The sequence below is a fragment of the Rathayibacter sp. AC451 genome, from assembly GCF_979253095.1.
In genome coordinates, this window is record NZ_CEEDBD010000001.1 from 1,943,610 (window position 1) to 1,957,698 (window position 14,089).

A 14,089-nucleotide genomic window follows, 5' to 3' on the forward strand; every position below is an offset into this window, starting at 1 on the left:
AACCCGATTCCGGGGCGCTCGCGAGCCGCGGGCCGGGATCCGTGGACGCGCGACGCCTCCGTACGATGGTCGGATGCCCCGTCTGGCCGTCGTCTCGGCGCACACCTCCCCCCTCGAGCAGCCCTCGACGGGTGACGCGGGCGGCATGAACGTGTACCTCGCGGCGGTGCTGCCGGAGCTCGCGCGGCGGGGCTGGGACGTCGTCGTGCTGACCCGCGGTTCCGGGACGAGGACGCTCGCTCCGGGAGTCGAGGTGGTCGGCGTGCCCGTGGAGGCCGGCGACAAGTACGCTCTCGCGGCGTCGACGCCCGAGTTCGCGCGAGCGGCGGCCGGTGCCGACGTCGTGCACTCGCACTACTGGGTCTCGGGCCTGGCGGGCGCGCTGACCGGGCTGCCGCACGTGCACTCGATGCACTCGAGCTCGCTGGCGAAGAACGCCCGGCTCGCGCCCGGCGACGTGCCGGAGCCCGCCGAGCGGATCGACGCCGAGCGCTCGGTGCTCGCGTCGGCCGATGCGGTCGTGGTCGCAGGGTCGGCGGAGCGCGCGGACGTCGAGGGCGGGTACGGCGTGGATCCGTCGCGGATCGTCGTCGTGCCGCCGGGGGTGGAGGCGCGGTTCCACCCGGGTGCGCAGGACCGCCCGTACGAGATCGTGCTGGTGGGCCGGGTGCAGCCGCTCAAGGGGCAGCTGCTCGCCGTGCAGGCGCTGGCGCGGATGCCCGCCGCCGAGCGACCCCTCCTGCGGATCGTCGGGGGGCCCGCTCCGGGACGCGAGGAGTACCTGGCCGCCGTGCGTTCCGCGGCGCGCGCCCTCGGCGTCGAGGCCGACGTGCGCTTCGACGGAGTGGCCGACCGAGACGAGGTGGCGCGGCGGCTCCGCAGCGCCCGGCTCGCACTCGTGCCGTCGGCGGCCGAGACCTTCGGGCTGATCGCGCTCGAGGCCGCGGCCTCGGCCACTCCGGTGGTGGCGCGCCGGACGACGGGCCTGGTGGACGCGGTGCGGGACGGCAGGAGCGGCGTGCTCGTCGACTCCGCCGACCCGGACGTCTGGGCGGACGCGGTCCTCGGCCTGCTGCGCAGGCCCGAGGAGCTCGCCCGGCTCGGCCGCGGCGGCACGGCCTGGGCCGCCGCGCACTCGTGGCCGGCCGCGGCCGAGCGCCTGGACGACCTCTACAGGCGGCTGCTGTCCCGCTGAGGGAACCCCCGACCGTCGAGGGAGCCCGCTCCCGGGGGTTCCCTCGACGGTCCGGGGTTCCCTCGGCACAGTGGCGGCCGACACGGAGGGCGGAGGCCGGGCCGGTCAGTCGAGGACGGCCGGGGCGCCCGGGTCGAGGCGGGCGCCGCTCGTGGAGCGGTACCAGGGGGCGAGGCGGTCGGGCGAGACGGCGACCATGGCGGCGCCGGTGAAGCCGGCGTCGTTGCCGAAGCGGGCCGGGACGATCTCGGTGCCGATGTCGAGGAAGCCGGCGAACTCGTCGAAGACGTGCGCTGCCGCTCCTCCGATCACGAACAGCTGCGGCGAGAGCAGCATCTCGAGGTGGCGGTAGTAGACGCTGAGGCGCCCCGCCCACTCCTCGAGCGTGATGCCCTCGCGGCGCACCGCCGAGAAGCCGACGCGCGGCTCGAAGTCGGGGCCGTCGATGTGCACGTGGCCGAGCTCGGAGTTGGGGATGACGACCCCCTCGTGCACGAGCGCAGTGCCGATGCCGGTGCCGAGGGTGGTCAGCAGGAGCAGCCCCTCGCGATCGCGCATCGCGCCGAACTCGCGCTCCGCGACTCCCGCCGCATCGGCGTCGTTGACGACGACCACGTCGACGCCGGTCGCCTCCGACAGGAGCGCCTGCGCGTCGAGGCCGACCCAGCGCTGCGAGACGTGGGTGGTCTGGCGGACCACTCCCCGCGCACGATGCCCGGGAACCCGACTCCGACGGGCGTGCCCGCGATGGGCGAGACGTCGCGGACGATGCCGGCGATGGCGACGGCGAAGTCCTCGGGCTCCTTGCCCAGCGGGTTGGCGACGGCGAAGCGGCGCGCGGCCCTCTCTCCGGTGGTCACGTCGACGAGGGACGCCTTGATCGACGTCCCGCCGATGTCGACTCCGACGGCGAAGCGCGGCAGGACGCCGTCCAGGGGCTGGGTCACGGATGCTCCGACTGCAGAGGGGTGGGGAAGTGACGAGTCTACGAGTCGGAGCCGGGACCGGGCTCGGAGAGGGCTGCCAGGACGTACCGGAGGACGGGTTCGTAGAGGTGCACGGCGAGGCCGTCGTCGATCGGCACCACGACCTCGACCGAGCCCTGCGCCTCGGCGACGAACACCGCGGGATCGTTGCAGTCGGCGATCGCGATCGTCGGCAGGCCGCGGCGCCCGGCCGCGCCGGCCCAGCCGTGGTCGGCGACGACGAGGTCGGGGCGGATCCCCAGGGCGTCCAGCTGGTCGAGCAGGGCGTTCATCGGCTCCGGCGAATGGGTGTGCAGCAGGCTCCCGCCGCGGTAGACGCAGGTGACCCCGCCGGTGCACCAGAGGAACTGGTGCTCGTCGGCCAGCGGTACCCGGATGCGGTCGGCGCCCGCGAAGGGCAGCGCGTTGACGTCCAGGACCTGCGCGCCCGCCTCGGTCGCGGCGGTGGCGAGCCGGCGGTAGAGGTCCATCAGGGTCGCGGGATGGGCGGTGGCGAAGAGGAGCAGGTCGCCGCGCTCGACCGACTCCGCGAAGCGGCGGCGGTAGGCGTCGAGGCGGGCGAGGGTGAGCCGCACGTCGATGCGGTCCTGCCCGCTCTCGAAGGCGGGGTCGGTGCTGATGCCGACGCGCTCCCCCATCAGGGCGAGGAGGCTGTCGAGATCCCAGTGCTCGGCGACGTCGACGCCGTAGAGGTGGGCGGGGTCGCGGGCGGCGAGCTTGCGGAGGTTGCCGAGGTTGCTCGCCCGATCGGTGAGCACGGCCCCGGTCAGGAGCGTGGAGTCGAGGACGGCGGCGAGGTCGTGATCGTCGGTGTGCATCGCGATCAGGATATCGGTCTTGACTTCGCGAACAGTAGCGATATATCTTTAACGCATCGCCGACGGATCGAAGAGCACTCGCTCGAAGACGGGCGACCGGATACCGGAAGGCATCCACACGAACGAGAGCAGATCAGACATGACCGCCAGGAACTTCTTCCCCGACCACGACTCCTCGCGCCACGACGGCGCGCCCCACGACGACCCCCGACGCGGCGGTCACGACCACCCGGGTCGGCGCGAGCGCCGCGGCCCCGGCGGCCACGGGCGCGGCTTCGGACCGGGCTTCGGCTTCGGGCCCGGCTTCGGCCCCGGCTTCGGCGGACCCTTCGGCGGACCGGGCCGCGGCGGAGGACGCGCCCGGCGCGGCGACGTCCGCGCGGCCCTCCTCTCCCCTCCTCGCCGAGACCACCTCGAACGGCTACGGCCTGATCAAGGCGATCGCCGAGAAGACCGGCGGTGCCTGGCGTCCCAGCCCCGGCTCCGTCTACCCCACCCTCCAGCAGCTCGTCGACGAGGGCCTCATCACGGCCGTCGGCGAGGGCCGCGGCACCGAGTACCAGCTCACCGACGCGGGCGGCACCTACGTGCGCGAGCACGCCGACGAGCTCGCGGCCGCCTGGGAGGCGACTCCCGGCGCGAGCGACGGCGACCGCGCGTTCATGGAGAACGTCGGCAAGCTGATGGGAGTGATCCAGCAGTTCCGCGGGGCCTCCGACGCTCAGCGCGCCGCGGCCTCCGACAAGCTGGACGAGGCGCGGCGGGCACTGTACCTCATCCTCGCGGACTGAGGTCCTCGCGGGCGGACCGAGATCCTCGCGGACCGAGCCGGTCCGGCCCGAGGGGGGCGCCGCCTCAGCGCGACGCCTCCGCCAGCCGGGCGAGTCCCTCGTCGAGGGACACCGACGGCGTCCACTGCAGGTCGGCGCGCGTGCGGCGCTGGTCGAACCAGTGCGCGGTCGAGAGCTGCTCGGCGAGGAAGCGGGTCATCGGAGGCTCGTCCGCGCCCGGCCGGACCGCCCAGACCCGCTCGACGAGCGAGCCCGCGGCTCGGGCGACGGAGGCGGGCACCGACCAGCTCGGCGGCTGGACGCCGGACGCCCGGCAGATGCCCGCGAGCAGCTCGGCGACCGGTCGCGGCTCGCCGTTCGTGACGACGTAGGCCTGCCCGTGCACCTCCGGGGCGCGGTGGAAGGCGGCGACGATCGCGGACGCCGCGTTGTCGAGGTAGGTCGAGTCGATGAGCGCCTGGCCGTCGCCCAGCAGCGGGAGCCGCCCGGTGCGCGCCCGCTCGACGATGCGGGCGACGAGCTGCGTGTCGCCGGGGCCCCAGACCAGGTGCGGCCGCACCGCGACGACGGCGAAGCCGGCCTCGTCGGCCGCCAGAGCGAGCAGCTCGCCGCGCGCCTTCGTGCGGGCGTAGTCGCCGCGCGCGCGGTCGGGATCGGCCGGCTCGGCGTCGTCGCCCGTGATCGAGGAGCCCGAGTGGGCGACCGACGGCGAGGACACCTGCACGAAGCGGCTCACGCCGGCGCGGCGGGCAGCGGCGAGCAGGCGGCGCGTGCCGTCGACGTTCACGCGATCGAAGTCGCCCGGATCGCCCGCGAGCGAGACCTTGGCGGCGAGGTGCACGACGCCGTCGACCCCGTCGAGCGCCTGCTCCACGGCGCGCGGATCGGTCAGCGAGCCGCGCGCGTCTTCGACGCCCGCGACCCCGGAGGGCCGGCGCTGGAAGGTGCGGACGTCGTGGCCCTCGGCGGCGAGCAGAGCGGCGACCGCTCCGCCGAGCAGCCCGCTGGCGCCCGTGACGAGGACCGTCACGGCGCCGTCATCCGTCCACCGGCGAGGATCGCCCCGGCCCAGCGCGAGCGCGGCCCGGTCGATCTTGGAGTTGTGCCGGATGTCGGTCGGCAGTGCCGGCACGACGAGCACCGCCGCGACGGGAGCGCCGACGGCGGCGCGGACCTCGGCCGCGAGCCCGGGGTCGGCGAGGCGGGTGCGCGCGACGGCGTCCCTCCGCTCGACGACCGCGACGAGCTGGGCGGTGCCGCGCGGCCCCACTCCGACGATCGCGGCGCGGGCGACGGTGGCGACCCGCGCCTCGATGCGCTGCTCCGGACCCACGGGCGTCACGACGCCCTCGGCGGTGACGACGACGTGCGGCATCCGGCCCTCGACCCAGAGGCGGCCCTGCGCGTCGAGGCGGCCGACGTCGCCCGTCCGATGCCAGCGCTCACCGGGCACGGCCCCGATGCGGGCGGTGCGGTCGGTGAGCCACAGGCGCTCGTAGTGGTCCTCGACGTGCCCGGCCGAGACGACGATCTCGCCGGTGACGCCGACGAGCTCCTCCACGGAGTCGGAGGCGCGTCCGTCGGCGTCGAGCGGGGCGATGCGCACGCGCACGCCCGCCGCGGGGACGCCCACGCAGACGCCGCCGCGCGGATCGTCGTCGGCGGCGGCCTCGCGGATGCCCTCGAGCGATGCGTCGGTGAGCAGCAGTCCCTCGGTCATGCCGTAGGGGGTGCGCGCCGACGCGTTCGGCATCAGCGCCTGCGCCTGCGCGAGCAGCCCCTCCGAGACGGGGGCGCCGGCCGAGAGGAACGTCCGCACGTCGGCGAGGACGCGGTGATCCTCTGCGGTCAGCGCGTCGGCGGTGGCGACCACGTTCGCGAGCGCCGCGGGCGAGAGGAACACGACGGTGGCCTCGACCTGCGCGGCCGCTGCGGCGACGGCGGTCGCGGTCAGCGTGCGCGGGGCGGTGACCTCCATGTCGGGAGTCGCAGAGCGCGCTCCGAGCGCGGGCCCGAGCAGCGCGAACGGAGCGAAGCCGGCCACGAGACCCGTGCCGGGCCCGATCCCGTACTGGCGGGCCAGGGCGTCGCGGACGCCGGCGAGCTGCCGGTGCGTGTAGACGACACCCTTGGCGGGACCGGTGGAGCCCGAGGTGAAGAGGATCGCGGCGACGTCGTCGGCCGCGGGCGACTCGGCGAGCAGCCCGGGGTCGGCGGCGAGCTCGGCGCGCCCGAGCTCGATCAGCTGGCCGAGCGAGGAGTCGATGCCGAGGGCCGCGGCCGAGGCGCGCGGAAGGGTCTGCGTCGAGACGCGGCCGCCGGGCCAGCCGAGCGCGCGGGCGACCGCGAGGCCCGACAGAGCACCGACCACGAGATCCGGCCACGTGCCGCGGACGGCGCGGGTGAGGCCCTTCAGGCCCAGCCCGGCGTCGGCGACGACCACGACGGCTCCGATGCGCAGGCACGCGTAGAGCAGCGCGGTGAGATCGGCGCCGGGCGGGACGAGCAGCGAGACGCGGTCTCCCGGCCGCACCCCCGAGGCGCGGAGCCCTGCGGCGAGCTCGTGCACGCGGCGGGAGAGCAGGCGCCAGGACACGCGGCGCGGCCCGGCGCCGCCGGGCGGCGCCATCTCGACGAGCGCGAGAGCGTCGTCGTCGGCGTGCGTCTCGAGGTGGCGCCAGAGCGGCTCGATCGGAGCGGTCGGCCGACGGACGTCCGGCGCGGCGCCCGCTCCGGAGAAGACGTCGCCGAGCCAGGTCAGCGCGGCCGAGGCGTAGTCCACGTCCTCGGCGACGAGGTGGCCCGCGCCCTCGAAGCGGTGCACCTGCGCGTGCGGCAGGCGGTCGACGAGGTCGTCGAGGTAGCGGTCCGAGAAGATCGGGTCCAGCGGGCCCCAGAGCATCAGCGCAGGCACGTCGAGGCCCGAGACGCCGGCCGCGATCCGGCTCAGCTCGCCGTGGCTCGGATGCGCGGCGTCGACCGGGATGTCGGCGACGAACCCGCCGACTCCGCCCCGTCGCTCCGCTCCTCGGTAGGGCGCGCGGTACCCCTCCTTCACGGCGGCGGGAAGGGCGGGGTGCGCGATCGCGAGCGTGGTCTCGAGGAACGCCGGAGTGCCGACGGTGGAGGCTCCGAGGACGCCGGACGCGAGCGCGAGGCGCAGCGGAGCCGGGATCGGCTCACCGTCCGGCTGGTGCACGGCGGTGTTCAGGAGCATGACACCCGAGAGCGCGTCCGGGTGGTCGACCGCCCAGCCGAGCGAGACGACTCCGCCCCAGTCGTGCCCGAACGTGACGACGTCGCGGTCCAGGCCCAGCACATCGGTGAGGTTCGAGAGCTCGCGGACCCGGTCGGCGAGGGTGTGCAGAGCGCCGGTGCGCTCAGAGAAGCCCATCTCGAGCTGGTCCACGGCGACGACGCGCCACGCGGGCCCGCCGCGACGGGCCGCCTCGAGGGTCGCGGAGGCGAGTCGGCGCCAGAGGTACGACCAGGTCGGGTTGCCGTGCACGCACAGGATCGTGCCGACGGGCTCGGCGCCGAGGGCCTCCCCCGTGTCGAGCAGGTGCCAGCGGCGCGGGTCGCCGTGCACGTCCGGTGCGTCGACGAGCCGCGACCACGACGGGTCGAGCCCCTCGAGCCCGGGCGGCGGCAGCTGCGCCGGTGCGGTGGAGCCCAGCGCGGAGCGGATCCGCGCGGCCGGGTGGGGACCGGCGGGCGGGGTCACCAGGCGATCTCGAGCATCGCGGTGTTGATGCCGGAGCCCACGCCCATCAGCAGCACGCGGTTGCCGGGCTGCAGGGTCTTCGACTCCTGCGCGAGGGTGATCGGGATCGAGGCCGGGCCGACGTTGCCGAGCAGCGCGTAGGTGGTGGGCACGCGGTCGCGGTCCAAGCCCACGGCCTTGACGAGGGCGCTGGTGTGCACCTCCGAGACCTGATGCATGATGTAGCGGTCCATGCCGCTCCACTTCCAGTCGCGCTTCGCCTCCTTCCAGGCGGAGACGACGAGCTCCATGCCGCCCTTGAGCAGGGCCTTCGCGTCGGTGAACATGCCGTCGACGCTGCCGACGCAGAGCTCGTTGAACTGGGTGGCGGCACGGGTGATGCCGCCGAGGAGGCGGTGCCCCTTCGGATGCGCATCGGCCGGGCCGAGGATGGCGGCCGCGGCGCCCGACCCGAGGGTGAGGCTGGCGAACTCGCTCATGAAGTCCTTGCGCGAGACGCCGTCGCGGCTGAGTCGCTCGATCGTGTTGACCTGGATCTCGTCGGCGTCCTCGCCGTCGATGATCATCGCGTAGCGGATCTGGCCGGAGTCGATCAGCTGGGCCGCGAGGGTCATGCCGCTGACGAAGCCGAGGCAGGCGTTGGCGATGTCGAAGTTGATCGCCGAGGACGGCAGGCCCAGGCCGTGGTGCAGGCGCACCGCGACGGAGGGCTCGAGGTGCTTGCGCGTGACCGAGGTGTTGATGATCAGCCCGATCTGGTCGGGCCGCACCCCTGCTTCCTCGAGCGCGCGACGCCCGGCGTCGATGGCCGCCGCGTCGAAGGTCTGGTCCTCGCCCCAGTTGCGGCGCTCGTGCACGCCGGCGACCCGCTGCAGGAGCCCGGTGGGCAGGCGGAGTCGCTTCAGAGCCGGCGCCAAGCGCGCGTCGATCTCCTCGGAGGTCGTCACGCGCGGGGCGATGGTGGTCGCGACGGACAGCAACGCGACGTTGCGGTGCGTGGTCGTTGCGTTTCCGTCCAACGGAACTCCCTGTCGAGTTGTCGATCGTGGCAGGTGCCGCGATGATTTTACGCTTTCGTTCACTCAGTGAATCCTGGACGGCCGCTGAGTGCCGTGGGAACCCCCTCCGCGGCCCCTCCCGCCCGGAACGGCGCGGATCGCGGCGTACGGCCACACCGCGCCCCCGCTGTCAACCTCCCCGGCGAGCGGCGTCAGGTGCCCATCGCCCAGGGTTCGCGGTCGCCCCGCAGCCGCGCGGCGAGCGCCATCGCCTGCTCGTCGGTGAGGGTCGCGACGTAGTCGACGATGCCGCGGGCGCGGCCCAGGCGCCGGAGCGACTCCGTGTCCACGCGCGGGCGGCCCCTCTCTCCCGCGGGCAGCCACTCGGGCCGGTCGGCGCGCAGCCGGAAGTACCCGTCGGTGGCGAGCTCGATCAGGTCCAGCAGCTTCTGCGGGGCGCGGGATCCGTCGCGCGGGTCCTCCAGCCAGTCGTCGAGGTGGGTGACGAGGGTCTCGAGCACCCGCGACTGCCCGCGCTGGTAGGTCGCGAAATCGGGGCGGTCGATGACGAAGCGGGTGTGCACGAACTTGAGCACGGCGACGTCGTGCCAGGCGTCCGGGAGCAGCGACACGTGCCCCGAGCGGACGTTGGGCTCGGCCAGCACGAGCACCGACCGCTGCAGGCGGCCGATCCACGACGAGACGAACGCCTCGATCGCCCGCTCCGTGCGGGTGGACCCGTCGAACGGCACGGCGAGCAGCCCCTCCACGAGCTCGGCCGAGACGCGCTCGACGGAGGAGCGGAAGTACTCGTCGCTCGCGATCCACGGGTCGCGCGCGACGAGGCGCCGCCGGAGCATCTCGAGCGAGTGCCCGGGCGCTCGGGCCCACAGCTCGGCGGCGTCGAGGGCGGCGAGCGCGTTCTGCTCGCGCAGGAAGGCGCGGAACTCCACCGCCACCGCGGCCTGCTGCAGCACCCCCGCGCGGTAGAAGTCGTCGAGGTCGTGCAGCGAGTAGGCGATGTCGTCGGCGACGTCCATCACCGAGCACTCGAGCGTCTGCTGCCAGGGCGCGATCGCCTCGAACGTGCCGCGGGCGTCGAGCATGTCGTCGAGGTCGAGGGTGTAGGCCGAGAACTTGGGCGGCGCGGTCTCCCAGCGGCTCGCGGTCGAGCCCCGGGGCAGCTCGGTGGGATCGGCCGACGCGATGTCCGGGCGGCAGACGGTGCGCCCCCACGGGTACTTCAGCACCGCGGCGCGGGAGGCGGCGGTGAGGTTCAGACCCGCCTCGACGGTCTCGCAGACGTCGAGCTCCGAGAGGATCCGGAAGGACTGCGCGTTGCCCTCGAAGCCCTCCTCGAGGCCCAGCCGCTCGCGTGCGAGGCGGTCGAGCGCCTGCTCGCCGAGGTGCCCGAACGGAGGGTGGCCGAGGTCGTGCGCGCTGGCCGCGGCCTGCACGACGACCGGGTCGCAGCCGCCGAGCCGCTCGACCAGCTCGCGCTGGGCGGGATCGGTGGTCGTGAGCTGCATGGCGATCGCCCGGGCGACGGCCGTGACCTTGATGGAGTGGGTGAGGCGGTTGTGGACGACCTGGCCGACCCCCGAGGGCGAGATGACCTGCGTGACGGCCGAGAGCCGGGCGAAGTACGGCGAGAAGCGGATCCGCTCGAGATCGACCCGGTACTCCGGGAAGTCCTCGCCGGTCGCGAACCGGTCGACGGGCTCGGGGATGCGCCGGTCCGTGCGCCGGTCGCGGCTGTGCTTCGCCTCCATCCGCTCACCCTAGACGAGGGGCCGATCCTCCTCGGGACGCGCCCTGGGAGCGACGGCGATCAGCACCGCGGCGGCGACGACCGCACCGAGGACGTAGGCGCCGATGTCGATCCAGGAGAAGGTGCTGCCGACGACCAGGCGCAGCGGCGGCCACGCGTCGACGAGCCGCTCGGCGACTCCGATCGCCTGCAGCTGCTCCATCGCGATCGACCACGCGAGGGCGATGCCCGCGGCCGGGAGCCCCGCCAGGGCCGGCAGGACGACCGCCGCCAGCAGGGCGACGAGCACGACGTAGAGCACGCCGCCCGCGACGTCGGCGATCAGGCCGACGAGGAGGAAGCGCAGGGCGAGACCGAGGCCGAGCGCCGCGACCGCGGCGAGCGCGTACGGGAGGCGGGCCCTCACGAGCCGCTCCCCGGCCACGCGGCCAGGAGGCGGTCGTGGGCGCGGAGGAAGGTGCGGTCGTCGGCGACGCCCCAGCCCAGCGGACCGGGCGAGGCCACGACCAGCGGGACCAGCACTGTGCGGCGCCGGCGCCGGCCGGGGCGAGCACCCCGAGCGCGAGGGCGCGGACCCGCCGGGCACCGAGGGCGACCGTGGCCACCTGGACCGACGCGACGTCGTCCCAGCGGGCGATCGGGAGGGAGTCGGCGCGCTCGGCGGCGAGCGCCGGACCGTCGGAGCCGAGGGCCACGACCGAGACGGAGTCGGGGCGCCGCGCGGCGGCGGGGGCCGCGGCCCGGCGCAGCGACCGCTCGAGCTCCCGGGCGCCGAGGACGGCGAAGCCCTCGCCCACGTCGGCCAGCTCCGCGAGCCTGCGCTGGCGGGCGGGCGCGGCGTGGTGGATCCGCGAGCGCACGCTCTCGCGCAGGCGCAGCAGCTCGCCCGGAGACGTGAGCAGCACGGTCGGCTCGAACCGGGTGCGCGGAGGGAGCGGCGCTGCGCGGACGGGTCCCCTGGTCGACTCCCGGGTCGGAGCGCCCCACGGCGGCGGTGCACCTGCGTCCACGTCCCCTCCTCCCGTCGCGATGACGGCTCGATTCTCCTCCGTCGTGCCGCGTCTTGCCCGAGAGCCCTCCCCGACCTACGATGGGAGTACCCCCTGGGGGTATCCGACCACGACGGCGGCGGACCGGGTCCGCCACCACGAGGAGCACCGACATGACCACTCGACTCGACCTCGGCCTGACCGCGAAGGCGACCGGCGACGCCGTCGCCGGCGGCTCCTGCGGCTCGGCGGGCGGCTGCGCCTGCGGCGGCCACGCGGACGCGCACGGCGGCGCCGGCGCCACGATGATCGCGCCCTCGGTGCAGACGTTCGGGGTCGCCGGCATGACCTGCGAGCACTGCGTGCGCAGTGTGACGGAGGAGCTCGCCGCCTACCCCGAGGTGACCGGTGTCGACGTCTCGCTCTCGCCCGAGCGAGTCTCGGCCGTCACCGTCGGCTCGTCGCGTCCGCTGGGCCGCGAGGAGATCGCGGCCGCCGTCGCCGACGCCGGCTACCGCCTCGCGCCCCTCTCCTGACGTGCCGACCCGGGAGGCGGCCTCGCTCGAGCTCGCGATCGGCGGGATGACCTGCGCCTCGTGCGTCGCCCGGGTCGAGCGGCGCCTGGTGGCGCTGCCCGGAGTCAGCGCGACGGTGAACCTCGCTCTCGAGCGCGCGACCGTCGTGCTGCCGGAGGGCACGACGGCCGCCGACGCGATCGCCGCGGTCGAGTCCGCGGGCTACACGGCGACGGTGCCCGCGGCCCGGACGGACGAGCCCGGGCGACCGGACGGCGCAGCGGATCCCGACGACCTCGAGCGCCGCACCCTCCGCACGCGCCTGAGGGTCTCGGCGCTGCTGGCCGCACCCGTCGTCGTGCTCTCGATGATCCCTCCGCTGCAGTTCGCGAACTGGCAGTGGCTGTGCCTGATGCTCGCCGCGCCGGTCGCCGTCTGGGGGGCGTGGCCGTTCCACCGGAACGCGGTGAGGGCGCTGCGGCACGGCTCGACGACGATGGACACGCTGATCAGCCTCGGCGTGCTCGCGGCGTTCGGCTGGTCGTTGTACGCCCTCTTCCTCGGCGACGCCGGGCGCCCCGGGATGAGCATGCCCGTCGAGCTGCTCGGCTCCCGCTCGGGCCACGACGAGATCTACCTGGAGGTCGCGGCCGCCGTCCCGGTCTTCGTGCTCGCCGGCCGGTACCTGGAGGCGCGCTCGAAGCGCGACGCCGGGGCGGCCCTGCGCGCGCTGCTCGATCTGGGGGCCAAGGACGCGGTGCGCGTGACCGCCGAGGGCGCGGAGGAGCGCGTCCCGGCGGCCTCGCTCGCCGTCGGCGACCGGATCCGCGTGCGCCCGGGCGAGGTCGTCGCCGCCGACGGCACGGTGCTCGAGGGCTCGAGCGCGGTGGACGCGAGCATGCTCACGGGCGAGAGCGTCCCGGTCGAGGCGGGTCCCGGATCCGCTCTCGCCGGGGGTGTGCTGAACGCCCACGGGGTGCTGACGGTGCGGGTCGACCGCGTCGGCTCCGACACCGTCCTCGCCCGGATGGGCCGCCTCGTCTCGGACGCGCAGGCGGGCAAGGCGCGCATCCAGCGCCTCGCCGACCGCGTCTCCTCCGTCTTCGTCCCCGTCGTCGTCGTGCTGGCGCTGGCCACCCTGGTCGGCTGGCTGCTGACCGGCGCCGAGCTCGCGGCCGCCGTCTCGCCGGCCGTCGCGGTGCTCGTGGTCGCCTGCCCGTGCGCGCTCGGCCTCGCGACTCCGACCGCGGTGCTCGTCGGCACCGGCCGCGGCTCGCAGCTCGGCATCCTGATCCGCGGACCCGAGGTCCTCGAGAGCAGCCGGCGGATCGACACGGTCGTCTTCGACAAGACCGGCACGCTCACCACCGGCGCCTTCGAGGTCGTCGACGCGAGCGGCGACGAGGCGCTGCGGATGCTCGCGGCCGTCGAACGCGGCTCGGAGCACCCGCTCGCCGCGGCGATCGTCCGCGGCGCCGAGCAGCGCGGTCTCGTCGTCCCCGAGGCGAGCGGGTTCCGCGCGAGCGCCGGCTTCGGCGTGCGGGCGCGCGTCGAGGGGCGCCTGGTCGTCGCGGGCCGCCTGCGCTGGCTCGAGGAGCAGTGGGGCTTCGCGCCCGGCGCCCTCGCCGAGCAGGCCGACCGGGCCGGGGAGAGCGGCGGCACCGTCGTCGGCGTCGGCTGGGACGGCGAGCTGCGCGGTCTCGCCGTGCTGCGCGACGAGCCGCGGGCCGAGGCCTCGCGGGCGGTCGCGTCCTTGCGCCGCCGCGGACTGCGCGTGCTCCTGCTCACCGGCGACAACCCGCGCGCGGCCGCGGCGGTCGCCTCCGCCGTCGGCATCGACGAGGTGATCGCGGAGGTGCTCCCGGAGGAGAAGCTCGCGGTCGTCGAGCGCCTGCGCTCCGAGGGGCGCAGCGTGGCGCTGGTGGGCGACGGGGTGAACGATGCGGCGGCCCTCGCGGCGGCCGACCTCGGCATCGCGATGGGCGCCGGCACCGACGCCGCGATCGAGGCGAGCGACATCACGCTCGTCGGCGACGACCTCGCCCGGGTGCCCGACGCTCTGCGCCTGGGCCGCCGGACGCTGGGCGTCATCCGCGGCAACCTCTTCTGGGCCTTCGCGTACAACGTCGCGGCGATCCCGCTGGCGATGGCGGGGCTGCTCGGCCCCCTCGTCGCGGGAGCGGCGATGGCGTTCTCGAGCGTGTTCGTCGTGCTGAACAGCCTGCGGCTGCGGGCCTTCCGCGCCGAGGACTGAGGCGGCGCCGGGCCCTGGCGCTCGTCGGTCCGCCGTGATCGACTGGGG

9 protein-coding genes and 2 pseudogenes are annotated in these 14,089 nt (G+C 75.2%); 4 read left to right on the forward strand and 7 right to left on the reverse strand.

Features of this window, described 5'->3' with window-relative positions; translation table 11 throughout:
* Positions 1 to 73 precede the first annotated feature (73 nt).
* Positions 74 to 1,195: a glycosyltransferase gene (locus AC0CID_RS09300; RefSeq protein ID WP_465226572.1), complete on the forward strand. Its 1,122-nt coding sequence runs from the start codon at positions 74 to 76 to the stop codon at positions 1,193 to 1,195.
* Positions 1,196 to 1,300: 105 nt separating this feature from the next.
* Here AC0CID_RS09300 and AC0CID_RS09305 read toward each other — a convergent pair whose 3' ends face one another.
* Both AC0CID_RS09305 and AC0CID_RS09310 read right to left on the reverse strand, forming a co-directional pair.
* A complete protein-coding gene (locus AC0CID_RS09305) occupies positions 1,301 to 1,894 on the reverse strand; it encodes an ROK family protein (RefSeq protein ID WP_465226573.1) in 594 nt (197 codons plus the stop codon).
* Between the two features lie 286 nt (positions 1,895 to 2,180).
* On the reverse strand, positions 2,181 to 2,999 hold the full coding sequence (locus tag AC0CID_RS09310; protein WP_465226574.1) for a phosphatase: 819 nt from the start codon (positions 2,997 to 2,999) through the stop codon (positions 2,181 to 2,183).
* A 139-nt stretch (positions 3,000 to 3,138) separates the two neighbouring features.
* Between AC0CID_RS09310 and AC0CID_RS09315 the strand changes: the two are divergent.
* Positions 3,139 to 3,790 (forward strand): annotated as a pseudogene (locus AC0CID_RS09315) (PadR family transcriptional regulator).
* Between the two features lie 64 nt (positions 3,791 to 3,854).
* On the opposite strand, the gene AC0CID_RS09320 reads toward AC0CID_RS09315, so the two are convergent.
* From AC0CID_RS09320 to AC0CID_RS09340, 5 genes and pseudogenes are all read right to left on the reverse strand, one after another.
* Complete coding sequence (locus AC0CID_RS09320) at positions 3,855 to 4,820, reverse strand: NAD-dependent epimerase/dehydratase family protein (protein WP_465226575.1); 966 nt, start codon at positions 4,818 to 4,820, stop codon at positions 3,855 to 3,857.
* Positions 4,817 to 7,478, reverse strand: a pseudogene (locus tag AC0CID_RS09325) (alpha/beta fold hydrolase). The gene AC0CID_RS09320 and the pseudogene AC0CID_RS09325 overlap by 4 nt, the downstream one beginning before the upstream one ends.
* Positions 7,479 to 7,510: 32 nt before the next feature.
* Positions 7,511 to 8,533, reverse strand: coding sequence for a 3-oxoacyl-ACP synthase III (locus AC0CID_RS09330; RefSeq protein WP_207406081.1), 1,023 nt, complete (start codon positions 8,531 to 8,533; stop codon positions 7,511 to 7,513).
* Positions 8,534 to 8,724: 191 nt separating this feature from the next.
* Positions 8,725 to 10,284, reverse strand: coding sequence for a deoxyguanosinetriphosphate triphosphohydrolase family protein (locus AC0CID_RS09335; protein ID WP_465226576.1), 1,560 nt, complete (start codon positions 10,282 to 10,284; stop codon positions 8,725 to 8,727).
* A gap of 9 nt (positions 10,285 to 10,293) precedes the next feature.
* On the reverse strand, positions 10,294 to 10,689 hold the full coding sequence (locus AC0CID_RS09340; RefSeq protein WP_465226577.1) for a DUF2809 domain-containing protein: 396 nt from the start codon (positions 10,687 to 10,689) through the stop codon (positions 10,294 to 10,296).
* A gap of 756 nt (positions 10,690 to 11,445) precedes the next feature.
* Between AC0CID_RS09340 and AC0CID_RS09345 the strand changes: the two genes are divergently transcribed.
* The gene (locus AC0CID_RS09345; RefSeq protein ID WP_465226578.1) at positions 11,446 to 11,808 is read left to right on the forward strand and encodes a heavy-metal-associated domain-containing protein; all 363 of its coding nucleotides are present in this window, start codon (positions 11,446 to 11,448) and stop codon (positions 11,806 to 11,808) included.
* Between the two features lies 1 nt (position 11,809).
* Complete coding sequence (locus AC0CID_RS09350) at positions 11,810 to 14,041, forward strand: heavy metal translocating P-type ATPase (RefSeq protein WP_465226579.1); 2,232 nt, start codon at positions 11,810 to 11,812, stop codon at positions 14,039 to 14,041.
* Positions 14,042 to 14,089 lie beyond the last annotated feature (48 nt).